Raw genomic sequence first — 25,274 nt, forward strand, 5'->3', positions numbered from 1 at the left:
CGTGCTGGCAATGTAACAAAAAAAACGGGCCGCGCAAAGGCGGCCCGTTTCATAGTGCAATCAAAGACTTATTGACCGCGCTTCATGCGTGCGTTGGCGGCGATGCGCATACGCAGCGCATTCAGCTTGATGAAGCCGCCTGCGTCGGCCTGGTTGTAGGCGCCGCCGTCTTCATCGAAGGTCGCGATGGTCTGGTCGAACAGCGAATCGGTCTTCGAATCGCGCGCCACTACAATCACATTGCCCTTGTACAGCTTGACACGCACCCAGCCGTTCACGGTTTGCTGGGTGTGATCGATCAGGGTTTGCAGGGCCACACGCTCCGGCGACCACCAGTAGCCGTTGTAAATCAGCGATGCGTAACGTGGCATCAGATCGTCCTTCAGGTGGGCCACTTCGCGGTCCAAGGTGATGGATTCAATGGCGCGGTGCGCTTTCAGCATAATAGTGCCGCCTGGCGTCTCATAGCAGCCGCGCGATTTCATGCCCACATAACGGTTCTCGACCAGGTCCAGACGGCCGATGCCATGCTTGCCGCCCAGGCGGTTCAGTTCCGTCAGCACTTCGGCAGCGGACATGCGCTTGCCGTTCAGGGCCACGATGTCGCCCTTTTCGTATTCGACGTCCAGGTACTCTGCCTGGTCCGGAGCCGCTTCCGGGCTCACGGTCCAGCGCCACATCGACTCTTCGGCTTCGGCGCTTGGGTTTTCCAGGTGACGGCCTTCGAAGGAGATGTGCAGCAGGTTGGCGTCCATCGAGTAAGGCGCGCCGCCGTTCTTGTGCTTCATGTCGATGGCGATACCGGCATCTTCCGCGTATTTCAGCAGCTTCTCGCGCGACAGCAGATCCCATTCACGCCATGGCGCAATCACTTTCACGCCTGGCTTCAGCGCGTAGGCGCCCAGTTCGAAGCGCACCTGGTCATTGCCCTTGCCGGTCGCGCCGTGGGAGATGGCGTCGGCGCCGGTCTGGTTGGCGATCTCGATCAGACGCTTGGCGATCAGCGGACGAGCGATGGAAGTGCCCAGCAGGTATTCGCCTTCGTACACGGTGTTGGCGCGGAACATCGGGAACACGAAGTCGCGGACGAACTCTTCGCGCACGTCGTCGATGAAGATGTTCTCAGGCTTGATGCCGAACTTCAGCGCCTTGGCGCGTGCCGGCTCCAGCTCTTCACCCTGGCCCAGGTCGGCGGTGAAGGTCACGATCTCGCAGTTGTAGTTATCCTGCAGCCATTTCAGGATCACGGAGGTGTCCAGGCCGCCCGAATAGGCGAGGACTACTTTCTTAACGTCGCTCATTTCGATTTCTCAATCAGGTTGGTTATCAGTTTTAATGCGGCCCAGCAGCAGGAACTCGATCAGTGCCTTCTGGATGTGCAGGCGGTTCTCGGCTTCGTCCCAGACCACGGATTGCGGTCCGTCGATCACCTCGGCGGACACTTCCTCGCCGCGGTGGGCAGGCAGGCAGTGCATGAACAGGGCGTCCGGCTTGGCGCGTTTCATTTTGTCGCCGTCCACGATCCAGCCGTCGAAGGCTTTCAGGCGGGCCGCGTTTTCTTCTTCATAGCCCATGCTGGTCCACACGTCGGTGTTGACCAGGTCCGCGCCTTCGCAGGCATCGGACGGGTTGGCGAACAGGGTGAAGCGGTCGGTCGATACCAGCGACATGTCCATCTCGTAGCCGTGCGGCGTGGACACGTTGACGTGGAAGCCGAACACCTCGGCTGCCTGCAGCCAGGAATACAGCATGTTGTTGGCGTCGCCGATCCATGCCACGGTCTTCCCGGAGATGGAGCCGCGATGCTCGATATAGGTGAAGATGTCCGCGAACACCTGGCATGGGTGGTGTTCGTTGGTCAGGCCATTAATCACCGGCACGCGCGAATTGGCGGCGAAGCGCTCGATGATGTCCTGGCCGAAGGTACGCACCATGATGATGTCGCACATGCGGGACATGACCTGGCCCGCGTCTTCCACCGGCTCGCCGCGGCCCAGTTGGGAATCGCGGGTGTTCAGGTAGATGGCGGCGCCACCCAGCTGGTGCATGCCGGCCTCGAAGGAGAGGCGGGTGCGGGTTGAGTTCTTGTCGAACACCATCACCAGCGTACGGTCGATCATCGGGTGATAGATCTCGTAATTCTTGAACTTGCGCTTGATATCGTGCGCACGCTCGATGACATATTGATATTCTTCCAGCGTCAGGTCGCTGAATTGGAGGTAGTGCCTAATCTTCGGAGTGGACATATTTGCAACTACTTATTGCGGGGGGATTAATGATTATAAGGGCATTTCAGTAGATAGTGGCCGGTCGCGCGGGATCGTGCCGCGGCGCCGTGAGAGGCAGGTCCAGGGTAAAAGTGGTCCCGCCACTGCTGCTGATCACGCTGATATGCCCACCCAGCAGCGAAGTGACGATATTGTAACTAATCGAGAGGCCCAGGCCGGAACCGCCTTGCCCGAGCTTTGTGGTGAAGAAGGGATCGAAAATCCGCGACAGGTTTTCCTGCGCGATGCCGCCGCCGTCGTCGCTGAACGATACCAGCACGCGGCCTTCCACGGGCATGCTGGCCACCAGGCGCATCAGGCCTTCTTCGCGGCCGTCGAAGGCGTGCAGCAGGGCGTTATTGATCAGATTTGTGACCACCTGGCCGAAGGGGCCGGGGTAGCTGTCCATCACGATGGAGTCCGGTATTTCGAACTCGATTTTGTGATACGCGGCGCGGATGCGGTTCATCATGGTGGCGATGATCTCGTGCGTCACCTGTTGCAGATTGAAGCTGCGGCGTTGTTCCGTGGTGCGGTCCACCGCCACCTGCTTGAAGCTGTTCACCAGGTCTGCCGCGCTGTGCAGGCCGCGCATCACCAGCGCGGACGCCTTGCGTGCGTCGCCGATATACGTCAGCAGTTCGGATTTGCGCAGGCCGGGGCCATTGACGGCTTTTTCCAGGTCTTCCGTCTTCTGTTCCAGTGTGCTGGCGATCAGCAGGCTGTTGCCGATCGGCGTATTCAGTTCGTGCGCCACGCCCGCCATCAGCGAGCCCAGTGCCGCCAGCTTTTCCTGCGATACCAGCTGGCTCTGGGCTTCCTTCAGCTGTTCGTAGGCATGCGCGTTATCCAGTGCAATGGCGCCGTAGGAGCATAAAGTACGGAAGATCAGGCGTTCGCGTTCGCCAAAAGCATTGATCTGCATCGACTGCACCGTCATCACGCCCAGCGCGCGTTCGCCCAGCAGCAGCGGCACGAACAGGGCGCACACGCTCGGAGCGGTGCCCGGCAGGGCCATGGCGTGGCGTTCTTCGCCGACCTGCTCGACATAGACCTCGCGCCGCTCGTTCAGGCATTTGGCGCCCAGTGCCGACGGGTGATCGAGCGGAATGATGCGATGCGGCAGGGGGCGGCCGTCCTCGATACCGAAGGCGCGCTGCAGTTTCTGGCCAGATGGATCGGTCAGATAGATGGCAAAAGTATTGGCCGACAACAGGGCCTGGACGTGGATGTTCAGCGCCTGGAACACGCCATGTGCATCCAGATGGGTGGTGATTTCCTGGCCGATGGCCGACAGGCGCTCCAGCAGCCGCGTGGTCTGCTGCAGCACTTCGGCGCGGCGCGCTTCCGACATGGCCAGTTCACGGTGGTGCTGGCCTTCGGCGCGTGCCTGCTCCGTCTGATGGTGCACCTGCATGGCGACGGCGCGGCTGGTGGCTTCCAGCGTATGCGTCTTTTCGCGCGCCTGGCTGGCGGCAGTGGCCATGCTGTAAGCCTTCCCGAAGTCGCCGAGGTGAGCGTATTCCTGGCCCAGCGCGTCGTACAGATCGCCCGGCACGGTAAAGCCTTCGATGGTGGAGGCGGTGTCCAGCGCGTGGTGCAGGTAGTGCAGGGTGGCGTTGGGCGCGGTCATGCCTTCCGGCGCGGGCAGCGTATTACGGCTGTGGATCAGGGCCAGCACGCGCAAGGCGGCGATATGGTTGTAAGCGTTGTGCAGGCTGGCGGCCAGCTGCACGGCTTGTTCCGCCAYATCCAGCGCCTCTTCGGCGCGGTCGAGGAAGAGCAGGGCATGTGCCTGGCCGCGGCGGGCCACGCTTTCAAAATCCGCCTGCTGCAAGGCTTCGGCGCGGATGGCCAGGCGCTGGAAGGCGTCCAGCGCACCGGAAAAGTCTTCCTTGGCCAGGCACAGGTCGCCCAGGTATTGCAGGGCGATGGCGTAGCTGCGGGCGTTCGCCACCGGCAGCATGATTTCCAGCGCCTCCTGTAGCAGCTCTTGCGCGGCATCGATGCGGCCCAGGCGGCGCACCGTGTCGGCCGTGTGCATCAGCACCGAGCCCACGCTGCGCGGCCAGGCGGTGGGACGCGCCAGTTCCATCGCACGCTGCATCCACTCCAGCGCCGAGTGCAGGTCGTTCAGGTTGGCGAACATCTCGGCGATATTGGTGCCGGCAATGATGGCGGCGCGGATCTGGCCTGTTTCCAGCGCGGCTTCGTAGCTGCGGATGTAGAAACCGGCCGCGTTGCCGAAATCGCTGGCCTGGCTTGCGGCCACGCCGAGGAAATCGTTGATCCAGCAATCGACACCTGTCGATACTTCTTCGGACAAATCGAAGCGCTTGCCCCAGCGCGCACTGGCGCTATGCAGGTCGCGCAGCACGGCCCAGCGTGCGCTGGCCGCATCGGCAATGGCTTCGCGGTCGCTGTCGCCGGCGCGGCGGGCCGCTTCCGATGCTGCAGCCAGTTCTTCGTCGCGCTTGGGGTGGTCGCCGCGATCGACGGCAACCCAGGCCTTCAGCCAGTGGGCGTCGGCACAGGCGGCGTCGTCACCCAGTTCGCGCAGGGCAAGGCGGGCGTTTTCCGCAAGATCGTAGGCTTCATCGAGACGGCCGGTGAGCCAGGCAATTTCGCCCTGCACCAGCTTCAGGCGGCTGATGCAGGCGGAGCGTTCTGCGTTATCGAATTCGGACGATAGCAGCAGGGTGCTCGCTTCCTGCGCCAGTTCTGCGGCGCGCGGGCAGTCGCGCTGGCGCAGATGCCAGGACAGCGTCATGAGGAGCGGCAGGCGCTCGGCGCCGCGCAATGGGAGCAGGTCAAGCTCCCACTGGGCTACGGCGTCGTCGTCTGCAAACATCTCCATGGCGGTTCCGGTCAGTAAAGCGTCTGTGAGGATTCGTGTAATAGCTGTCCGTACAGAGTATGGCGCATTTTTGCGATCTTGCCTTGCTCGACCGCATCAAGAATTGCGCACTGTGGCTCGCTTAAATGCCGGCAGTTATAAAATTTGCATCCGCCGAGGTAGGGTGCGAAGTCGCGGAAGGCCCGTTCCAGCATGCCTTCGGTGAGGTGATACAGGCCGAATTCCTGGAAGCCCGGCGAATCGATCACGCTGGCGTCGGGACCCAGATGATAAAGGCGGGTGAATGTGGTGGTGTGTTTGCCGGTATCCAGCGCCTCGCTGATTTCGCGCGTGGCGATATCGGCGTCCGGCACCAGCAGGTTAATCAGCGAGGACTTGCCCATGCCGGACTGGCCGATCAGGATCGACGATTCGCCTTCCAGCAGCGGGCCAAGCGCCGCAACGGTGGCTTCCGGCTGGCCGGTGGCGGACACCTGGATCAGCTCATAGCCCATGTCCGTGTAGACCTTCAGGCGCTCCTGCGCGCGCGGCAGGGCCTCTTGCACGTCGATCTTGTTCAGGATCAGACGCGCCTTCACGCCCGCCGCTTCTGCCGCCACCAGCGCGCGCGACACGAGGTCGTCCGAGAAGCTTGGCTCGGTGGCGACCACGATGAAAAGCTGGGTGACGTTTGCCGCCAGCAGCTTGGATTTGTACTGGTCGGAGCGGTAGAGCAGGGTCTTGCGCTCCTGGATCTTGTCGATCACGGCCTGGTCGGGCGAAGTCAAGGTCAGATCGACGATGTCGCCCACCGCCACATTGGTCTTCTTGCCGCGCGTGACGCACTGAAGATGCTGGCCGTTCGAATCCGCCAGATAGTGGCGGCCGTGTGCTGCGATGATGATGCCGGTACGCTTTTCCTTGCTCATGCCAATGCGTCCGCCTTCGCTGCACAGATAAAGTCATTCAGCGAAAGGCCGCCGACCGAGTGCGTGTCATAGCGCACCTGGCAGGTCTTGTAGCCCACCACCAGTTCCGGGTGATGGTCTTCCTTGTGCGAGATGTAGGCCAGCGCGTTCACGAAAGCCATGGTCTCGTAGTAGTTGGCGAAGTTGAAGGTCTTCACCAGCTTGCCGTTTTCGATGCTCCAGCCTTCCAGCAGATGGCACAAGCGGGATGCTTCGTGGTGGTTCACGCCGTCCTTGACGTGGGCGCTATGCAGGGAGCGCAGGTGGGCTGCGCTCAGGATGGCGGCTGTCATTGTGCTGCCCCCAGGTTGAGTTGACGAATGCGCACGCTGGCAGGCGGATGCGAATCGTAGAAGGCCGAATGCAGCGGATCGGGCGTCAGGGTCGAGGCGTTATCTTCGTACATCTTGACCAGGGCCGACACCAGGTCGCGCGAATCGGTGTGCTTGGCGGCGAAAGCGTCCGCTTCGAATTCATGCTTGCGCGAGCTGAGCGAAGTCAGTGGGCCGAACAGGAAAGTGAAGACCGGCAGCGACAGCATGAACAGGATCAGGGCCATGGCGTCATTGCTCTGGCCCGGCACGATGATCGGATTCACACCGAGGCCGGTGTAGAACCAGATCTGGTTTTTCAGATAGCCCAGCAGGGCCAGGAAGCCCAGCGAAATCGCGAACATCACCACGATGCGCTTGACGATGTGCTTCAGCTTGAAGTGGCCCAGCTCGTGCGCCAGCACGGCCTCGATTTCCTGTGGCGCCAGGCGCTCGATCAGGGTGTCGAAGAACACGATGCGCTTGGCTGCACCGAAGCCGGAGAAGTAGGCATTGCCGTGCGCGCTGCGCTTGGAGCCGTCCATCACAAACAGGCCCTTGGAGGCAAAACCAACGCGCTGCATCAGGCCTTCGATACGCGACTTCAGCGATTCATCGGCCAGTGGCGTGAACTTGTTGAACAGCGGTGCAATCACGGTCGGGTAGAGCACCATGATCAGCAGCTGGAAGCCGCTCCACACAAACCAGGCATACAGCCACCACAAGTCGCCGGACTTTTCCATCAGTGCCAGCACCACCCAGATCAGCGGCAGGCCGATCACGCCGGCCAGCAGCAGGCCTTTCAGCATATCGGTGAAGAACAGCCCCACCGTCATCTTGTTGAAGCCGAAGCGCTCTTCCAGGCGGAACTGGCGGTAGAAGTCGAGCGGCAGGTCGATCAGGCCCGAGATCACGCCGAAGGCGATGATCAGGCCGAGCTGGTAGCTCATGCCGCCGCCGGTGGCGTTGAAGACTGTGCCGTTGAGCCACTGCAGGCCGCCCAGCAGGGTAAAGCAGATCAGCACGACGGCGTTGACCGCCATCGATACCAGGCCGAACTTGGTGCGCGCGACCGTGTAGTCGGCAGCCTTCTGGTGCGCATGCAGTGGGATTTTTTCCGCGAATTCGGATGGCACGGCAGCGCGGTGCGCCAGCACGTGACGGATGTGGCGCGACGCGAGCCAGAAACGGACCGACAGGGTCAACACCAGAAAAGCGACAAACAAAATCGAAAACGCGTGTGAATACATTCTGTGCCTGTGAGAAAATGGCGGATTGATTTGGCTAAGAGAGAATTATGTCACAAGCGAACGATACCCCAGCAAGCACTGCCGCCGCTCCGGTTGCCGCACCGCGCCCGAATGAAATGAACCTGGTGTGGGTTGATATGGAAATGACCGGCCTGGAGCCGGAAACCGACCGTATTATCGAAGTGGCAATCGTGGTGACCGACATGCACCTGAACGTGCTGGCCGAGGGCCCCGTTTTCGCGATTCACCAGTCGGACGAAACGCTGGACAAGATGGATGCCTGGAACAAAGGCACCCATGGCCGCTCCGGCCTGATCGACCGCGTGAAAGCTTCCACGGTGAGCGAAGAGCAGGCCGAGGCCGAGCTGATCGCCTTCATGAAGCAGTGGGTCCCGAACGGCAAATCGCCAATGTGCGGCAATACCATCGGCCAGGATCGTCGCTTCATGGTCAAGTACATGCCGAAGCTGGAGGCGTTCTTCCACTACCGGAATATCGACGTGTCCACCCTGAAGGAGCTGGGCCGCCGCTGGAAGCCTGAAATGGTCGCCGGCTTCAAGAAAGCCCAGAAGCACACTGCGCTGGCCGACATCGTCGAATCCATCGAAGAACTCAAGTACTACCGCGAGAACTTCATCAAGCTGTAAAACGTTGCAATATTGCCACGGCACTCCCCATGCCGTGGCACATCGGGTATAAAGCTGTTTTCAATTTGCCAACTACCCGATGCGCAAACTTCTCCTTGTCCTGGTGCTGGGCGCCGCCATCACTGCCCACGCCGATGACGACAAATTCCGCATGAAGGCCGATCAGGCCGACACCGGCTCGCATCTCAAGCGCGACACCGCGATTTCCAGTCTCCCTTTCGACAAAACTTATGAGCAGCTCACCGAAGCGCAGAAGAATCAGCTGCGCGGCGTCTACGAGCACATGGGGCCTGCCGATGAGCCGCCGTTCCCCGTGCACGGCCTGAAGCACCTGTTCAAAGGCCTGGAAGAAGTGCAGCGCCGCCTTGCAGTGCGCGGACGGCTCGACGTGCGCGTCATGGTCGGCCCCGACGGGGAGCCGCAAGATGTGAAGATCTACGAAACCCCCGACCCCGACCTGGCCAAAGCCGTCGCCTTCCTGCTGCTGAAGGAGAAATACAAGCCGGCCCTGTGTGAGGGCAAGCCCTGCTCGCAGGAGTTCTCTTTCCGCGTCCTGTTCGAAATGAATCTCTAGGACTTTGCGAAGTCGCTGTTCGGGGCGGCGGCGCGGACGCGGGACAGGATGGCTTCGGCGCGCTGTTTGCCGACTTTGCGTTGCAGGGACTTGCGCAGTTCGCCGTGCATGACGCCGAGAGGATCTTCGTCTTCCAGCATGGCGGGGAAGCTCTCTGGCTTCGCGATCAGCGCTGCCAGCAGGCGGTCGCGTGTGGCGCGGTGGGCAGCGGGGAGGGCTGTGGTGAGCTGGTCGAGGCGCTTGCGCGGGAGCCAGCGTCCGGCGGCCATGACGCCTTCGATCTTCGTGGTGTTGGCGACGTCGTCCAATGGATTGGCTTGCAGTAGCAGCAGGTCCGCACGGCGGCCGGGCGCGATGGCGCCGTCCTCGCCCGGCTTGGCGAAGTAGGCTGCCGGCGATATGGTGGCGGCGCTCAGGACCTGGTAGGGCGTGAGGCCGGATTCGCTCAGTTCCGCAAATTCACGGTGCAGGGAGTAGCCGGGCACGGGGCCGAGCATGGCGGCGTCGGTGCCGGTCAGGATTGGCACACCTGCATCGGACATGGCCTTTACCAGCTTGCGCTGGAAGGGCATGGCTTCGCGAAGGAAGTTCTGGTCGTTGGGCGAGAAGTGGCCGTAAATGTTTTTGCCCGGCGCCAGTCCATCGCGCACCCACGGCGCCAACGCAGCGATTTCAGGACGTTTCAGATAAGTTTGCAGATCAGTTGATTCCAGCTGGATGTCATGGAAGGTCGTCAGCGTGGCCGTAACGCTGATGCCGGCAGCCTTGATCTGTGCAGCGGTTGGCGCAATCTTCGATTCGTCCAGTTTAACGTGGTCGAAACTCTCGCCGCCGCCGTCATTGAACTGCGAGTACAGGATTTCTTCAGCATGCGCCAGCGACTGTCCCGCGGCCAGTGTTTTCGCGAAGCCCGGCGCGCGCGCCACGTGACCGGTAATCAGCAGGCCGCGCGCCTTGGCGGTCGCAATGATGACCGGGTATTCTTCCGCGCCAATCTTGTTATAGACCTTGATGCCATCGTAGCCCTGGTCCGCGATCTTCTGCACGAAGCGCTCGGCCTCCGCCGGCGGCATTGACGTGTTCATGATTGGGCCGGTCGTGAAAATGCGAGGTCCGAGCAGACTGCCGTCGGCGACTTGCCGGCGCCAAGTCAGGTGCGCTGAATGGCCGGACAGGTTGTAGACCGTGGTCACGCCCTGCGCCAGAAACAGCGGCAGCTCGGCGCGCGAAAGCAGGTGCACATGCGCGTCCACCAGGCCGGGCATCAGATAACGCCCCTTGCCATCGATCCGCTGCGCCCCGCGCGGCACGGCCACGCTTTCCATCGGCCCCGCAGCAGCAATCCGCCCATCCTCCACCAGCACCGTCTGGTGCGCCTGCACCTGTTCGTTTTGCATCGCGATCAGATTGACGTCGACAAAAGCGATTGGTGCAGCACCTGCGCGCGCAGCAGCGGCGGCAAGGAGTAAGGCGGCGATCGGCTTCATTCAGCGCTCCAGAATTGACGAGCCGCTAATGTAGCGCAAATCTGCCGCGAAGTTTTACTAGTTTATTTCCAGATGAAGGTGGCGATCATCCAGCGTGGTTCGGTGGCGCCGTCGGGCATGCGGTAGAGGCATTTGGAGAGGGCGACGTAGGCGGCGCGGTCGAGGTCGGCTGTGCCGGAGGAGTGGGCGATTTTGCCGTCGAGGACTGCGCCGTCAAGCCCGATCAGGTAGGACACAACGACCTTGCCTTGCTCGCCGCCTTTCAGCGTCTTGGGATATTCGGGCCGTGCGCAGCTCGGGTCGCCGGGGCCGGGGCGGGCGACGGCCGGCAGGGATTGCGTCTCGGCGCTGAAAGCAGGTGCAGCAAGTGCGAGAAGGCTAAGCAAGGCGCCGCCGAGGGCGATGCGGGCAAAACGGGAAAGCATGGCGATCTCCTTCATTTGGATTGAATCGAGTGCTCGACTGCGGCCTGCGAGCGGATCTCGGCGTTGACCAGCTGGCGCAAGGCGGCCGTGTTGGCGAGGGACTTGGCCTGCGCAAGGTCATGCCGCTCCAGCGCCGCCTGCACAGCGGCTTCGCGCTCCTGTTGCAGCTGGAAGGCAGGCTTGCCGGGATCGCCGTCGGCCACGGCTGCGACGGCGCTGGCTGTGGAACCCGGCGCTTCGGAGTCGCCGCATCCCGCGATCAGCGCTGCGGCCAACAGCGCCGCGGCGTAGTTCAGGTATTTCATGTTCATCTTCCGAAAAAGAGCCCGCGCACCCCTCAGTGCGCGGACAAAGGGTGCTCTTAAACCATGAAGCCCAGGTCTTTCACGCTGAAATTCGACAGCTCATTCTTGAAGATCTGGTTCTCCAGTACATCCGCTTCGGCGCCGAACCAGCGGCCCAGCGTTGCGCCGTATTGCTGGTTCGAGATCTGTGGAATCCACACGCCGCGGCCGGTCGCGTCGTCTTTGCCGCCGAGGACAAAGTCGGGGAACTGGCCATACAGCCCGCCTTTCACGGCCGCGCCGATGATCAGGTGGTGATTGCCCCAGCCATGATCGGTGCCGCCGCTGTTCGGCTGCAGCGAGCGGCCGAAGTCGGACATGGTGAAGGTGGTGACAAGCTGCTCGGCATTGATTTCATGCAGCGCCTGCTGGAAGGCTGCGACCGATTGCGACACCTGGCGCAGCATGTCGAACTGCTGGTAAGCCTGGCCGCCGTGGGTATCGAAGCCGCTCAGCGAAACGAAGTAGACCTGGCGTCCCGGACCTTGCGTGGAACGCAGGCGGATCAGCTGCGCCACAGTCTTCAGCTGCTGCGCCAGCGAATAGCCGGGGAATACAGTGGACAAAGGCGCGCCGGTATTGGCCGCCTTCAGGTCCTTCACCAGATCCATGCCATTCAGCAGGGACTTGTTGGCCGCTTGCGCAATCAGGTTCGGATTCTGGGCCGACAAGATCTGCAGCAGGGCAGCGCGGCGCGTATCGGCTTCGTTCTGCGGCCAGAAGTTCATGCCCGCCAGATCCAGCTGGCCAGTGCCTGGGAGCAGATTGCCGTGCACCGACGAACCTTCAACAAACAGGCCACCCGCGCCGACCGATACTGCATCGAGGTGTCCGCCATTGCCCAGCGCATCGACCAGACGGCCACCCCAGCCAGTGCCGGCAGCCGATGGCGTACCTGCCTGGTTCTGGATGTTCTGGTCCGGATGCGAGAACAGCTGCGGCGGCACGTTGGCGCCGGACTGATATTGCGCCTTGGTCAGCGGCTGGCGCAGATTGCCAACGTTGAGCAGGCCGGCGACCATGCCTTGTCCATACAGCGCATCGATCTCCGGCATGCCGTAGTGGAAAGCGAAAGGCTGGTCCACGCCGTTCGACAGGCGCGCGCTGCGCTGCGCGGTCAAGGTCTTGGCGTTCACCGACAGCGCCAGCCCCTGGCTGCCGCGGATCGCGTTGTAGGCGTTGTAGTGCGTGGCGTCCAGCGGCACGATCATATTGTTGCCGTCGTTACCGCCAAACAGATAGACGCAGACCAGCGCCTTGTAGTCGCTCACGGGCGCTGCCTTGGCCGAACGGGGCATGCCCAGCAAGCCCAGGGTGGACATGGCGCCCAGCATGCCGATCTGCGCACTGGCGCCGAGGAAGCCACGGCGCGACATATTGGTTTTGCTCATATTCGTATTCCTCTCACTGCTGGACGGCGAATTCGGCCGTGATCGCGGTCAGGTACAGCGCGGTGATGGCGCGCTGCTTCATGTCGGCGGTTGCGTTGATGGTGGCACCGATGGCGGCACGTGCGGCTGGCGTCATGCGGCCTTGCAGCAGCGTTGCATCCACAAGGTTCAACAGGGCGGTCGGATTGTTGGCCACTGCCTGGAATGGCGTGATGTCGATGCGCACCATGCCGCCGTATTCGCCGGACAGGAAGTTGTACAGGTAGTTGGCGCGCGATACCGACAGCGACGGCGCATACAGCTGGAACTCCGGACCCACCAGGCCAGCCTGGCCTGGCAGTGGCGTAATCGGCGAGAAGAAGTTGAACACGCTCGGTGCGTTCAGCAGCTTTTCGCCCAGCAGGAAGTAATCCCAGAACAGATTGTTCGGATCAATCACGGTGGCGTTCAGCGCGCGGAACAGGGTGAGGCTGTGCAGCATCGGGTCTTTCAGCTTGCCCGAGACGGTGCTTGGAACCTGGGCTTCCGGGTCCATCAGCACGGCGGTCAGGGTGGCTTTCAGATCGCCGCGGCCAGCCGGGCCGTAAGCGAAGACGTCCGCCACGCGCTGCACATACGCCGGGCTTGGATTGCTCATCACGAAAGCGCGGATCAGGCGGGTCGCGATGAAAGGCGGCAGGTTAGGGTGGTTGAACAGGGCGTTCATCACCGCGTCGTAATCCTGCATCGTAGACTGGCCGGCGGACAGGGTGATGCCGCCGAAGATGGTCTTGGCAGTCTTGTCGTGGTAGTTGTCGCGCGGCTGCAGCGGGCCGGTGAAGTTTTCCCAATTGATGCCGGTGGCGCTGGAGCCCGGATAAGTCCAGCCGCTCAGGGCGCGCGACATGCCGCCGATGGTGGCCTGGTCGTAGCTCGGGATCGGTGCGCCGTTGCGGTCCAGCTGCACGGTGCCGTCCTGGTTCAGCATCACAGGGCCGATGGTGAACAGCTGCATGACTTCACGCGCATAGTTCTCGTTCGGCGCCGGCATCACGCTGTTGCCGAGGTCGAGGTATTTGCCCATCGACGGATTCAGCGTCATTTCGCGCAGCAGGGTGTTGAAGTTGCCGAAGGCGTTGTTCTGCAGGGTGTTCAGCCACGGCGCCATCTCGTTGCCGTAAGGGTTCTTGTCGGCCGAAACCACGAACAGTTGCGACAGGGCGAATACCATGCGCTGGCGCAGCTGGTCCGGCGCGGTGGCCATATTCATGTACCAGCCCTTGCGCAACACATCGAGGTCGGTGGTCGCAGGCAGCGGAGTAGCGGCCATCTGGAACTGCTGCTGCAGCCAGGCTTGCGCACCCATCGACTTCACGGCGGCGATGCTGGATGCGTTCGGGCCGAAGGTGGCTTGCTGCAGCAGGCGCGCGGCGGCCACGGTGGCGGCGTCCGGCGCCGGCTGTTCACCGATCGGACCTGGGGTTGGCGTCGGGGTCGGCGTTGGAGTTGGCGTCGGCGTCGGAGTGGGAGTGGGAGTAGGCGTTGGATTCGGCGTGCCGATCACGCCTGGCTTGCGCAGCGTCAGCGTGGTGGTGCCGCTCAGCTTGGGCGTGGTGGCGGTGCTGCCGGTGAAGGTGATGACCGGATTGGCCGGCATCGTCTTCGGTGCAATGTATTCGCCGTTTTGCGAATTGATGGTGCCGTAAGTGGCATTGCCGCCCGGGATACCGTTGACGGCGAAGTTCATGTAGACGCCCTTGCCGTCTACCTTGCCAAGGAACCAGACCTTATTGCCAAGTTCCACGGACGCGTTGCGGGCTGTATTCGTCACCTCGACCGTTGCGGCCCAGGATGTCGCCGACAGGCTCATCAGGCAGGCCAGCGTCCAAGCCCTGTACTGAGTCAGCTGCATTTTCTCTCCCTTTATATTAACCGGCAGGATTCCGCCGTTTAATACCATGTGGCAATTTCTGTGCCACCCTTTCGAAACCGAAGTTTCTATGGGGCGGCGACAAAATTTGTCAGGGAGGAAAATTTGCCACGAACAAAATTTGTCAGTCGTGGCAGGAAATGTCAGCTCTCAGCGCCGTGGCATTTCTTGTATTTTTTGCCACTGCCGCAGGGGCAATCGTCGTTGCGGCCGACCTTCGGCTCTTCGCGCTTGACGGTTTCGACACCGGCTTTGCGGCGCGGCACCCAGTATTTGTGGATGGCCGGCAGATTGGCTTCCAGCTGGAGGGCCAGCTTGTGGGCCAGCAGCGGATCTTCCACTTCCGGCAGCTCTTCCGGTTTGATCTCGTCGGCGCCGAGCAGGTAAACCGGACGCATCAGGTCGGCCACTTCCGAATCCCAGATCGAATCCCAGGAACCCGGACGCAGCTCCATTCCTTCCCAGAAGCCCCAGCACCAGGCTTCGGCGTCGATCAGGGTCTGGCCCATGTGCTCGTGCTCCACGAACAGCGGCTCGAACTCTTTCGGCGCCACTTCGAAGGTCACCAGCACCTCGTTCATGAAGCGCATGATCAGGTTGACGATGCGCTCTTCCTGCTTGGCATTCTTGAACTTCGGCGCTTGCTTGCCATCCTCGCCCCACACGTGCGGCAGCCACTCGGCCGGGGTGATCGGCTCCGGGCCGATGGCGATGGCGGTCAGGAAGCCATGGAGGTGGTCCATGGTCATGGAATCCTCGGGGCTCAGGTCGCCCAGCAGGAATTGGTCAAGTTCGTCGAATTCTTTTTCGGTGAGGGGCTGTTCGAGTTGCATGATGGGCTCTGTTATTCAGTTAAGGGCGACAGTATACGCTGCGCCACTTACAATAGCGAGAATGACACCTGCACACCCATTTTCCGACCTGAGCCCCGATTGCGTGCTGGACGCGCTGGCCAGCATCGGCCTGTATGGCGATGGCCGTCTGCTGGCGCTGAACAGCTATGAGAATCGCGTCTACCAGGTCGGTATCGAAGACGGCAAGCCGCTGGTGGCCAAGTTCTACCGGCCGGGGCGCTGGACTGATGCGCAAATTTTGGAAGAACATGCATTTGTGGCCGAACTGGAAGAGCGCGAAGTGCCGGCCGTGCCGGCTTCCGTGATCGATGGCCGTACCTTGCATAGTTTCCAGGGCTTCCGCTTTTCCGTTTTCCCGCGCCATGGTGGACGGGCGCCTGAGCTGGATGATCCTGCTGTGCTGGAATGGACGGGGCGCTTTATCGGCCGCATTCACGCGGCGGGGGCTTCACGGCCGTTTGTGGAGCGCCCGGCGCTGGATGCGTCGACCTTCGGCGTTGAGCCGCGCGACTGGCTGCTTGCTCATGATTTTCTGCCACCGGAGCTGGTGACGCCCTGGAAGAGCGTTGTCGATCAGGCATTGGATGGTGTGGCGCGCTGCTATGAGCGGGCAGGGGATGTGGCGATGATCCGCCTGCACGGCGACTGCCATGGCGGGAATGTGCTGTGGACGGATGCCGGTCCGCACTTCGTGGACTTCGACGACGCGCGCATGGGGCCGGCGGTGCAGGATTTGTGGATGATGCTGTCCGGCGATCGTCGGGATATGGTGCGGCAGATGGGCGATATTCTGGCCGGCTACGAAGACATCCGCGAATTCGACCCGCGCGAGCTGTATCTGGTGGAGGCGCTGCGCACGCTACGCCTGATTCACTACTCCGCCTGGCTGGCCCGCCGCTGGGACGACCCCGCCTTCCCGGCAGCTTTCCCCTGGTTCAATACCCAGCGCTACTGGCAGGACCGCATTCTCGAATTGCGCGAGCAAATCGCGCTGATGGACGAGCCCCCGCTCTGGCCCGTATAAAACTGGGGTCGGATCGGACCCCGAATTGGGGAAATGGCGGGGAAATCCCGTCTTTCTTCCGGGCTGAGACTGGCCCCGCGTCCCCGATAATGGAAGCTCAACTTATCAAGCGAGAGCTTCCTATGCAAAACTTGGCCCAAACTTTCGATCCCGATGAACAGGTGAATCTGTCGGAGGAGGAGCTCGCGCGTCCGGCCCGTGCCGAGGCGGAGTTGAAGGCGATTCAGGAGGCGATCGCTCGCGTGGAAGCGGAGGCGAAGGCCGCCTGCGCTGCCGAGAGCCGCGCCCACGCCGAGGCCCGTGCCCGTGCGCTGGCGGAAGATCGCGCTGCGATGGATGCCGCCGCCGCTGCCGCAGCGCTCCAGAACGCGCAGGCTGCCGAGGAGGCGATCAAGGTGAACCGCGAGCGCCTGGAAGCCCTGCGCGCCGCCGCGTCGGCCAGCGTGGCCCAGCTGGAGGCGGTGAAGCAGGAAACCGTCGAGCTGCGCGCCCGCGTGGAAGCCGATACCCAGGTGCGCAAGGCCGCCGAACAGCGCGCCAAGGCCGAGGAGGAGAGCCGCCGCCGCGCCGCCGAGCATGTAGCTGAGGAAACCAAGCTGACCGAGCAAGCCGCCCGCGCGGCCGAAGAATTGATGGCCCAGACCGAGCAGGCGCGCATGCACGCTGTGGAGCGCGCCGCCGCGGTGCAGGCGGCAAAGGATGAAGTGGTGAGCATCGCGTCCGCCGATGCGCGCATGGCGACCCTGGCCCGCGCGCATGAACGCCAGGCCCACGCTGCGCGCCAGACCGCCGAACAGCTGGCGCAGGCTGAAGCCGAAGCGCTGGAAGCAACCCGTCAACGTGAGCGCGCCGACCAGGTGGCGCTGGAATCCGCATTCAAGCGCGCTGCCGCGGAAGTGCGCGCCGCTGAAGAAGCCCGTGCGCTGGCGCACCTGGAGCAGGAGCGCGAAGCGATCGCCTTGGCCAAGGCCGAATCCGACCGCAGCGCCGCCATGTCGCTGCATCTGCGTCTGCAAACCGAAAAGGAAATCCGCGACGCGGCCCAGCACCGCGAGCGCCTGGAAGCGATGGCTGTCGCTTCGGCCCAGGCGCGCCGCGATGCGGACAGCCAGATCATTGCCGCTACCGAAGCGCGCATCGACACCGACCGCCAGCTGCACACTGTGGCGATGGCCCGCGTGCACGCCGAGCAGCAGGCTGAATTCGAAACCCGCGCCAAGCTGGAAGTGGAAGCGGTCGCACTGGAGCAGGCCAATCTGCGCAAGGTCGCCGAGCAGGCCGCTGCCGAAGCCGCACGCGCCGACACCGAAGAACAGCAGCGCGCCGCGCAAATGGCCGCTGAGCGCGAGGCGCTGTCCCGCGCGTCCGCCGTGATGATCGCTGAGCAGGCCGCTGCGGAACAGATTGAATTCGCCGCGCTGTCCGAGCAGGTCGAGGCGCAACAAGCCGCGAACGCGCTGGCGCAGGAGAAGGCCGCCCATGCTGCCCGCCTGGCCGATGCTGAACGTGCCCGCGTGGCGGCGGAGCAGGAAGCTATCGCGGCCATGAAGCTGCGCCTGGAGGAGGAAGAGCGCGCAACTGCCGCCGCCGCGGCGCGTCTGGTGGCTGAGCGTGAACAGGCCGAAGCGGCACGCCGCAAGGCGACTGCGGAAGCGGAACTGGAAGCCGCAGCGGCCACACAAGCTGCCGCCACCCGCGCGCTGGCCGAGCAGGCTGAAGCCGATGTGGCGCGCCAGGCGGAAGTGACGCAGGCGCTGACCGCGCAAGTGCGTCTGGCTGCGGAACTGGGTTCGGTGCAGGCCGAGCGCGCCCGCGCCGAGCAGGAGAAGACTGCCGCTGCTGAAGCGCTGCTGGAGGCCGAAAAAGAATTCGTGGCGGCCGAACGTTCGACGCTGGCGCAGATCGACCAGAAGCTGGTGCAGCAGCGCGCTGCCAATGCGGCTGAAGTGCGCGCCGCCAAGGCCATCGAAGGCCGCCTGGAAGCGGAGAAGGCCGCCGCTGCCGCAGCCAAGGAGCGCGCGGATGCGGAAGAAGCCGCAGTTCGCGCCGAGCAGGAGAAGCTGGCTGGCCAGCAGGAGCTGCTGGACACTGCCCATGCCCACGCGGCCATGCAGCGCAAGCTGGCCGATACCACGGCGTCCATGGTCGAAGCGAAGAAGCAGCTGCTGGCGCTGGAGACCCGCCGTCAGCAGGCGGCGGAGAAGGCGCTGGCCGGTATCCACGCGAAGATCGCGCTGACCAGCGCGGCGGGTTCGGCGGCCGAGGCTACCGCGGCAGCGCCAAGCGTGTGGCGCGCGCGCCAGGCGGCTTGATTAAAACCAGAGGCGTAGACCTGGTGCCTGCCACGATGTGGCAGGCACTTGCTTTTACGGTGTGACGGTTACCCGTTCGACGAAGTATTCGGTGTCGCCGAAGCAGGAAGTCGGCACGCCCTTGTGCTGGGCATAGCTCAGTACCACGCGCTTGCCGGCGGCAGCGCCAAGCTGCGCGGCCAGCACGTCGTCGCGCACGGTGAACTCAAACTTTTCAGGGATCGCCCCCGGCATGGAGGACAGCAGAATCTCGCCCTCCCAGGTCTTGCACAGCCAGCCGCGTTTGGAGAACTTCTGCAGATAGCCCGCGCGTTCGCCTTCGGAATAGGAGTAGTGCAGGGCGATCCAGGTGTAGGCCGCTGCCAGCAGAATAAGCGACAGCAGCAGGCCAAGAATGACGGTAATGATGCGCATGGGGCCTCGAAGAAGTTAGCAACGGCGCAATCTTATCATTGGGCCAGCATCTTCTTCTTGTAGCGGATGGACGACCACAGCGAAATGACGATGAAGGCCACGCCCGACAGGCCAGTCACCCACTCGGCAATGTGATACTTCACGCTGGCGAACATGATCAGCGCCAGTACGCCGATCGCGTAGTGCGCGCCGTGTTCGAGGTAGATGAATTCGTCCAGCGTGCCGCGATTCACCAGGTAGACCGTCAGCGAGCGCACATACATGGCGCCGATGGCCAGGCCCAGCATGATGATGACCACGTCGCTGGTGATGGCAAACGCGCCGATCACGCCGTCGAAGCTGAAGGATGCGTCCAGCACTTCCAGGTAGAGGAAGCCGCCGATGCTGCCGCGCTGGATGGCCTTGCCCAGTTCACCACCTTCCGATTCTTCCTCTTCCAGTAGCCCGCTGATCCAGCCCACGCCAACGTAAATGGCCACGCCGACCGCGCCGGAGTAGAGCACGCTGAACTGCTTCTCGGCCGGCACCAGCTGCACGCAGGCGAACACGCCCAGCAGGGTAAGCAGCACGGCCAGACTCTCGGTGCCATAGGTGCCGACCTTTTCTTCGAACCAGTGAATCCAGTGCACGTCCTTCTCTTCGTCGAACAGGAAGTTCAGGAAGACCAGCATCAGGAAAGCGCCGCCGAAGGCCGACACTTCTTCGTGCACGCCCATCAGGTGGCGCGAGTATTCGTCCGGCGTGGTGGTGGCCATGGTCCAGACTTCCGCGATGTTCAGGCCGGTGGCGGCGGAGACGATGGCGAGAGGGAAGAGCAGGCGCATGCCGAATACGGCCACGATAATGCCGACCGTCAGGAACAGCTTCTGCCAGAACGCATTCCATTCCTTCAGCACGGAGGCGTTGACCACCGCGTTATCGAAGGACAGCGAGACTTCCATCACGCCCAGCACCCCCGTGATCCATAGCGCGGTTATCGCTGCGCTGACGCCGCCGTGTTGATAACCCCAGGCAGCGGCGCAGGCCATCAGCACGATGGTCACGAAGAACGAAATGCGGAAATGCTTCATGCGGGCAAACTCCCCTCTTATTTATTATGTGTTGCGCCGATTATAATGGGCGATTGCCAACTAGGACGCCCTCCAATGGATCTCGCTTATCTGCTGACACCTGTTATTACCTGGATCACTGTCGGTCCGATCAAATTCCTGATCAATTCGATCCGCGCCCGCCGCTGGGCTTTTAATCTGGTCGGTAATGGCGGATTCCCATCCAATCACAGCGCCGTGGTATCGAGCATGGCGACCCTGATCGCGCTGCGCGAGGGCATTGGCCACCCGGCCTTTGGCGTGGCGGTCACGCTGTGCTTTATCGTCATCATCGACGCCAACAGTCTGCGCCAGCATGTCGGCCGCCAGGCTGCCGCGATTAATCGCATCGCAAAGGACGCGGAAGACCACAAGTGGCTGCGGGAACGCATGGGCCATACCAAGGTCGAAATCATCGGCGGACTGTGCACCGGCATGGCCATCGGCTATGGTATTTTCAGTTTCTTCGCACGCTGATTGAGCGGCGCGGCGGATCGATGATCCGCCCTACACAATGCGGCGATTCGTTCATCAATGTAGCAATCGCCGCCCCTCCTGCATTCTCTCCAAAAATCACCTGGTTTGCGGTTTATCCTCAAATTCAGCAGTCCATCCATTTAATCCCGCAGTTCGGTCACAGATGAATTGACAGTGACTGTACAGGCACGGATACTCTGCCCGCTGCCAAAGTATGCAATTTAATAAGATAAAAGTCGTTTCACCGAAGCTCAAAACCCGTCTGGAGATTTCTATGTTGCGTAATACCCTAATAGCTCTCGCCGTAGCCTCTGCGCTTGTCGCATGCGGCAAGTCCGATAAGGCGCCGGAAAAAGCCTCTGCCAGCGCAAGCGCGCAGGCCTCCGACAAGGGTGGCGACGCGAAAACAGCCGAGAAGCTCCTGCTGTCTCCGGAAGACCTGATGACGGTGGAATCGAATGCCATGGCTTCCGGTCCGGTCATTACCGGCTCCATCGAGCCAGAGCGCAAGGCCGACCTGCGCGCCGAGGTGAGCGCGGTGGTGTTGCAAGTATTGAAAGAGAACGGTGAAGCGGTGAAGAAGGGCGACCTGCTGGTGCGCCTCGACGACACTTCCCTGCGCGATGCCAACAATTCCGCGATCGAAGCGGTGCGTGCCTCCGCCCAGGTGCTGGACCAGGCCGAGCGCATGTTTCAGCGTAATAAGACCCTGCGCGCTTCCGGCATGACCTCGGCCCAGGCGATGGAAGACGCCGAAGTGCGCCGCAACAGCGCCCAGAGCGACCTGGTAGCCGCCAAAGCGCGTGCCGCCTCGGCCCAGCAGCAGCTGTCGCGCACCCTGGTGCGTGCGCCGTTCGACGGCATCATCTCCGAGCGTAAAGTGTCCAACGGTGACACGGCCCAGATCGGCAAGGAACTGATCAAGGTGATCGACCCGACCTCCATGCGCTTCGAAGGCATGGTGTCCGCCGACAAGGTCGGTGTGGTGAAGGTCGGCCAGCCGGTGCTGTTCCGCGTGAACGGCTACGAAGGCCAGAACTTCATGGGCAAGGTCAAGCGCGTTGACCCGGCCGCCAATCCGGTGACCCGCCAGGTGGTGGTGCTGGTCGATTTCGCCGAGAAGGCCCAGCCGCACGTCGCTGGCCTGTACGCAGAAGGCCGCGTGGAAACCGAAAGCAAGGCTGCGCTGATGATCCCGGCGTCCGCCATGGTGCTGAACGGCGACAGCTCCTACGCCTGGCGCGTCAAGGATAACAAGCTGAATAAAGTCACCCTGACGATGGGCACCCGCGATGAGCGCTCCGGCCTGTGGGCAGTGCAGAATGGCCTGGCCGCCGGCGACCGCCTGCTGCGCGCACCGGGTTCCACCGTGCATGACGGCCAGAAGGTCGAAGTGGTTGTACCGAAGAGCGTCGCCTCCGCCTCCAGCGCGCCGGCAGCTGCAAGCAAAGGAAACTAAGCCATGTTCCTGTCAGATTTCAGTATCAAACGGCCCATTGCGACGATCGTTCTGATCATCGCGATGATGGCCCTGGGCCTGATGGCCTTGAATAAACTCCGCGTCAACCAGAACCCTGACGTGGAAGTGCCGTTCATTGTCGTGAGCATTCCCTATCCAGGCGCTTCGCCGGAAACGGTGGAACGCGAGGTCATCAACCGCCTGGAGAAATCCCTGCAGTCTATTACCGGCGTGACCGAGATCAACAGCACCGCCTCCGAAGGCAGCGCCTCGATCTTCATCAAGTTCACCTTCACCCGTAACCTGATTGAAGCGTCCGACGATATCCGCAATGCGATTGCGGCGGTGCGCTACAAGCTGCCGCTGGAAATGCGCGAGCCGGTGCTGCAACGCATCGACCCGTCGGCCCAGCCGATCGTGCAGCTGTCGCTGTCGTCCAAGAGCCAGAGCCACGCAGTCATTTCGCGCCTGGCCGAAGACCAGCTGGCTGACCGTTTCCGCGCCATCGACGGCGTGGCTTCGGTGACCATCGACGGTTCGCTGAAGCGTGAGCTGTCGGTGCTGCTGAAGGCCGAAAAGCTGCGTGAATACAATGTGTCCGTCAACGACGTGGTCAACGCACTGCGTGCCCAGAACACCAATGCCCCGGTGGGCAAGGTGCGCGGCGAGCTGGATGAAAAGAGCATCCGCCTGGTCGGCCGTATCGAGCGTCCGGAAGAGTTTCAGCAGGTCGTGGTCAAGCGCCAGGGCGATAACCTGATCCGCCTGTCGCAAGTGGCGACCATCGAAGACGGTTTCGCTGAGCGTAATAGCGGCTCCATGCGTTCCGGTAAGCCGAACGTGGGTATTTCCATCACCCGTTCGCGCGATGCGTCGACTGTGACGGTGGCCAAGAATGTGCACAAGGTGGTCGATGAGATCGCCAAGGAACTGCAGCCCGGCACCATTCTGGAAGTGACCGACGACGGCGGCCAGCACGCACAGGACAGCCTGAACAACGTGATCGAGTCCCTGGTGTTCGGCGCCGGCCTGACCATCTTCGTGGTGTACGCCTTCCTGAATTCCTGGCGTTCGACCCTGATTACCGCGCTGTCGCTGCCGACTTCCGTGATTGCCGCCTTTATCGGCGTGTGGCTGTGCGGCTTTACCCTGAACTTCATGACCCTGCTGGGCCTGTCGCTGGCAATCGGCGTGCTGATCGACGATGCGATCGTGGTGCGGGAAAACATTGTGCGCCATATGCAGAACGGCGCCGACCGCCGCTCGGCAGCCCTGAACGGCACGGCCGAGATCGGCCTGGCTGTGGCAGCGACGACCTTCTCCATCATGGCGGTGTTCATTCCGGTGGCCTTCATGCCGGGCATTACCGGCGAGTGGTTCCGCCCGTTCGCGCTGACCGTGACCTGCTCGGTGGCCGTGTCGCTGTTCATTTCCTTCACCCTGGACCCGATGCTGTCCGCGTTCTGGGGCGACCCGCCTGACCATCACACGGCGCCGCGCAAGGGCTTCGAGAAGCTGCTGCAGAAGTTCAACCACTGGTTCGATCATCAGGCTGACCGCTACGGCAATGTGATTGCGTGGGCGCTGCATCACCGCCGTTCCATGGCTGTGATCGCGATCGTCACCTTCGTGGGCGCACTGGTCCTGCAAGGCAAGTTCGGCGGCGCCAGCTTCGTGCCGATGTCCGACTGGGGCACGATTGCTATCGACGTGCGTACGCCATCTTCCAGCAGCCTGGATTACTCCACGCTGAAAGTGGAACGCGCTGCGGAAATCGCCCGCGCCATCAAGGAAACCAAGGAAACCAATAGCTACTCCAACCTGAGCGGTGGCCGCGTCTACGTCGATATTGGCAAGAAGACCGAGCGCAAGCGTTCGGCGACCGAAGTAGCCGTGGAGCTGCGCGAGAAGCTGAAAGTGCTGGTTGGCGCTGAATACGTGGTGCTGGATGACCTGTCCAACGGCGCCCGCAAGCCGGTGCAGATCGAATTCACCGGCGTCGATTCGCGCAAGCTGATGGAACTGACCAACGACTTCATGGACAAGCTGCGCAAGATTCCTGGCGCGGTGGACGTGAGCCTGTCCGAGCAGGACCCGAAGGATGAGCTGCAGATCGAACTGAACCGCGGCCTGGCGAATTCCATGGGCATTGGTTCCGGCGACGCCGCGACCGCGCTGCGCGTGGCCTTCGCCGGTATCGAAGTCGGCGACTGGATCGACCCGACCGGTGAAACCCGCGACGTGGCGGTGCGCCTGGCGCCGGAAGACCGTACCAGCGCCGAGAACATCGAGCGCCTGCCGATCGCTGTGGCCGGTACCAACCAGATGGTGCCGCTGGAGCAGATCGCCCATATCACCATGGGCAAAGGTCCGTCCACCATCAAGCACAAGGATGGCAAGCGCACCATCGCCGTGTCGGCCAACGTGCAGGGCCGTTCGGCTGGCGAAGTGACTGCCGACGCCATGAAACTGGCCAAGTCCATCGACTTCCCGCCGGGCTATGGCCTGGCCCTGGGCGGCGCGGGCAAGGACATGCAGGAAGTGTTCACCCAGATGGCGATCGCCCTGGTGTCCGGTATCGGCCTGATGTACCTGATCCTGGTGATGCAGTTCGGTTCCTTCACGGCGCCGGTGGCGGTGATGCTGTCGCTGCCGCTGTCCCTGATCGGCGTGGTGGCGGGCCTGCTGCTGACCAAGAACACCATCAACCTGATGAGCCTGATTGGCGTGATCATGCTGATGGGCCTGGTCGCCAAGAATGCGATTCTGTTGCTGGATGCGGCGCGCAAGCGTGAGGAAGAGGGCTATGGCCGTGAAGATGCGCTGATGTACGCCGGCCGCATGCGTTTGCGTCCGATCCTGATGACCACGTTCGCACTGATCGCCGGTATGCTGCCGGTGGCGATTGGTACGGGCGAGGGCGGCGAGTTCTACCGTCCGCTGGCGATTGCGATCATTGGCGGCACGATCACTTCGACCATGCTGACCCTGCTGATGGTGCCGACCTTCTACGACTCGATCGAGATCGCCCGCGACCGCATGTATGCCAAGTTCCAGCGCCGTGCCGAACGCTGGTCTGCGGCGCCAGCCGGTATCATCACCTTTGTGGAAGCCATTCTGACCCTGACTTTCATCCGCCTGGTGTTCCGCCTGGTGATGAAACTGGTGAATCTGGTATTCCGCCGCGGCGCAGGCAAGACCGCAACCGCCTGATCGCCTGTTGGTTAAAAGGGAAAA

The 25,274-nt window shown here is 62.5% G+C and carries 21 protein-coding genes; 7 read left to right on the top strand and 14 right to left on the bottom strand.

Translation table 11 applies throughout. The features are described from left to right. Window positions 1-68: 68 nt before the first annotated feature. The 6 genes from AB4Z19_RS29220 to AB4Z19_RS29245 are packed head-to-tail and all read right to left on the bottom strand — an operon-like array spanning window position 69 to window position 7,632. Window positions 69-1,301: an argininosuccinate synthase gene (locus tag AB4Z19_RS29220; RefSeq protein WP_442027604.1), complete on the bottom strand. Its 1,233-nt coding sequence runs from the start codon at window positions 1,299-1,301 to the stop codon at window positions 69-71. A 9-nt stretch (window positions 1,302-1,310) separates the two neighbouring features. After that, a complete protein-coding gene (gene argF, locus AB4Z19_RS29225; protein ID WP_442036978.1) occupies window positions 1,311-2,246 on the bottom strand; it encodes an ornithine carbamoyltransferase in 936 nt (311 codons plus the stop codon). A 46-nt stretch (window positions 2,247-2,292) separates the two neighbouring features. Continuing rightward, entirely contained in the window at window positions 2,293-5,124 is a 2,832-nt protein-coding gene (locus AB4Z19_RS29230) for an ATP-binding protein (RefSeq protein WP_442036980.1), read from the bottom strand. Between the two features lie 11 nt (window positions 5,125-5,135). Beyond that, window positions 5,136-6,032, bottom strand: coding sequence for a ribosome small subunit-dependent GTPase A (rsgA, locus tag AB4Z19_RS29235; protein ID WP_442036982.1), 897 nt, complete (start codon window positions 6,030-6,032; stop codon window positions 5,136-5,138). Further along, window positions 6,029-6,364, bottom strand: a complete 336-nt coding sequence (locus AB4Z19_RS29240) for a 4a-hydroxytetrahydrobiopterin dehydratase (protein WP_442025410.1) — start codon at window positions 6,362-6,364, stop codon at window positions 6,029-6,031. The genes rsgA and AB4Z19_RS29240 overlap by 4 nt, the downstream gene beginning before the upstream one ends. Then, a complete protein-coding gene (locus AB4Z19_RS29245; protein WP_442025409.1) occupies window positions 6,361-7,632 on the bottom strand; it encodes a M48 family metallopeptidase in 1,272 nt (423 codons plus the stop codon). Before AB4Z19_RS29245 ends, AB4Z19_RS29240 begins: the two co-directional genes overlap by 4 nt. A gap of 47 nt (window positions 7,633-7,679) precedes the next feature. Between AB4Z19_RS29245 and orn the strand changes: the two genes are divergently transcribed. Both orn and AB4Z19_RS29255 read left to right on the top strand, forming a co-directional pair. Beyond that, a complete protein-coding gene (gene orn, locus AB4Z19_RS29250) occupies window positions 7,680-8,279 on the top strand; it encodes an oligoribonuclease (protein ID WP_442036984.1) in 600 nt (199 codons plus the stop codon). 79 nt (window positions 8,280-8,358) lie between these two features. Beyond that, window positions 8,359-8,853: an energy transducer TonB gene (locus AB4Z19_RS29255; protein WP_442036986.1), complete on the top strand. Its 495-nt coding sequence runs from the start codon at window positions 8,359-8,361 to the stop codon at window positions 8,851-8,853. On the opposite strand, the gene AB4Z19_RS29260 is transcribed toward AB4Z19_RS29255, so the two are convergent. The 6 genes from AB4Z19_RS29260 to AB4Z19_RS29285 form a co-directional block, all read right to left on the bottom strand. Continuing rightward, a complete protein-coding gene (locus AB4Z19_RS29260) occupies window positions 8,850-10,340 on the bottom strand; it encodes an amidohydrolase family protein (protein ID WP_442025406.1) in 1,491 nt (496 codons plus the stop codon). The genes AB4Z19_RS29255 and AB4Z19_RS29260 overlap by 4 nt on opposite strands. A 62-nt stretch (window positions 10,341-10,402) precedes the next feature. Further along, window positions 10,403-10,765 carry a TonB family protein gene (locus AB4Z19_RS29265; RefSeq protein ID WP_442036988.1) on the bottom strand — a complete coding sequence of 121 codons (363 nt, stop codon included), beginning with the start codon at window positions 10,763-10,765 and terminating at the stop codon, window positions 10,403-10,405. Window positions 10,766-10,776: 11 nt separating this feature from the next. After that, window positions 10,777-11,070, bottom strand: coding sequence for a hypothetical protein (locus AB4Z19_RS29270; protein ID WP_442025404.1), 294 nt, complete (start codon window positions 11,068-11,070; stop codon window positions 10,777-10,779). Between the two features lie 56 nt (window positions 11,071-11,126). Next, window positions 11,127-12,500 carry a DUF1501 domain-containing protein gene (locus tag AB4Z19_RS29275; protein WP_442025403.1) on the bottom strand — a complete coding sequence of 458 codons (1,374 nt, stop codon included), beginning with the start codon at window positions 12,498-12,500 and terminating at the stop codon, window positions 11,127-11,129. Between the two features lie 13 nt (window positions 12,501-12,513). Further along, window positions 12,514-14,391: a DUF1800 domain-containing protein gene (locus AB4Z19_RS29280; protein WP_442025402.1), complete on the bottom strand. Its 1,878-nt coding sequence runs from the start codon at window positions 14,389-14,391 to the stop codon at window positions 12,514-12,516. 161 nt (window positions 14,392-14,552) lie between these two features. Beyond that, the gene (locus AB4Z19_RS29285) at window positions 14,553-15,242 is read right to left on the bottom strand and encodes a UPF0149 family protein (RefSeq protein WP_442036990.1); all 690 of its coding nucleotides are present in this window, start codon (window positions 15,240-15,242) and stop codon (window positions 14,553-14,555) included. 61 nt (window positions 15,243-15,303) lie between these two features. Here AB4Z19_RS29285 and AB4Z19_RS29290 point away from each other — a divergent pair, with 61 nt between their 5' ends. Together AB4Z19_RS29290 and AB4Z19_RS29295 are read left to right on the top strand one after the other, a co-directional pair. Continuing rightward, on the top strand, window positions 15,304-16,287 hold the full coding sequence (locus AB4Z19_RS29290; protein WP_442026980.1) for a serine/threonine protein kinase: 984 nt from the start codon (window positions 15,304-15,306) through the stop codon (window positions 16,285-16,287). A gap of 122 nt (window positions 16,288-16,409) precedes the next feature. Further along, window positions 16,410-18,599 carry a hypothetical protein gene (locus AB4Z19_RS29295; protein ID WP_442036991.1) on the top strand — a complete coding sequence of 730 codons (2,190 nt, stop codon included), beginning with the start codon at window positions 16,410-16,412 and terminating at the stop codon, window positions 18,597-18,599. Between the two features lie 54 nt (window positions 18,600-18,653). On the opposite strand, the gene AB4Z19_RS29300 is transcribed toward AB4Z19_RS29295, so the two are convergent. Both AB4Z19_RS29300 and AB4Z19_RS29305 read right to left on the bottom strand, forming a co-directional pair. Beyond that, window positions 18,654-19,013, bottom strand: a complete 360-nt coding sequence (locus AB4Z19_RS29300) for a hypothetical protein (RefSeq protein WP_442026976.1) — start codon at window positions 19,011-19,013, stop codon at window positions 18,654-18,656. A 35-nt stretch (window positions 19,014-19,048) separates the two neighbouring features. Beyond that, complete coding sequence (locus AB4Z19_RS29305) at window positions 19,049-20,083, bottom strand: DUF475 domain-containing protein (protein WP_442026974.1); 1,035 nt, start codon at window positions 20,081-20,083, stop codon at window positions 19,049-19,051. 75 nt (window positions 20,084-20,158) lie between these two features. Between AB4Z19_RS29305 and AB4Z19_RS29310 the strand changes: the two genes are divergently transcribed. From AB4Z19_RS29310 to AB4Z19_RS29320, 3 genes are all read left to right on the top strand, one after another. Beyond that, window positions 20,159-20,578: a divergent PAP2 family protein gene (locus AB4Z19_RS29310; protein ID WP_442026973.1), complete on the top strand. Its 420-nt coding sequence runs from the start codon at window positions 20,159-20,161 to the stop codon at window positions 20,576-20,578. A 274-nt stretch (window positions 20,579-20,852) separates the two neighbouring features. Beyond that, window positions 20,853-22,037: an efflux RND transporter periplasmic adaptor subunit gene (locus tag AB4Z19_RS29315; RefSeq protein ID WP_442036993.1), complete on the top strand. Its 1,185-nt coding sequence runs from the start codon at window positions 20,853-20,855 to the stop codon at window positions 22,035-22,037. Window positions 22,038-22,040: 3 nt separating this feature from the next. Further along, window positions 22,041-25,250, top strand: coding sequence for an efflux RND transporter permease subunit (locus AB4Z19_RS29320; RefSeq protein ID WP_442036995.1), 3,210 nt, complete (start codon window positions 22,041-22,043; stop codon window positions 25,248-25,250). Window positions 25,251-25,274: the final 24 nt, after the last annotated feature.

The organism is Pseudoduganella sp. RAF19, assembly GCF_052114165.1.
Taxonomy (GTDB): Bacteria; Pseudomonadota; Gammaproteobacteria; order Burkholderiales; family Burkholderiaceae_D; genus Rugamonas.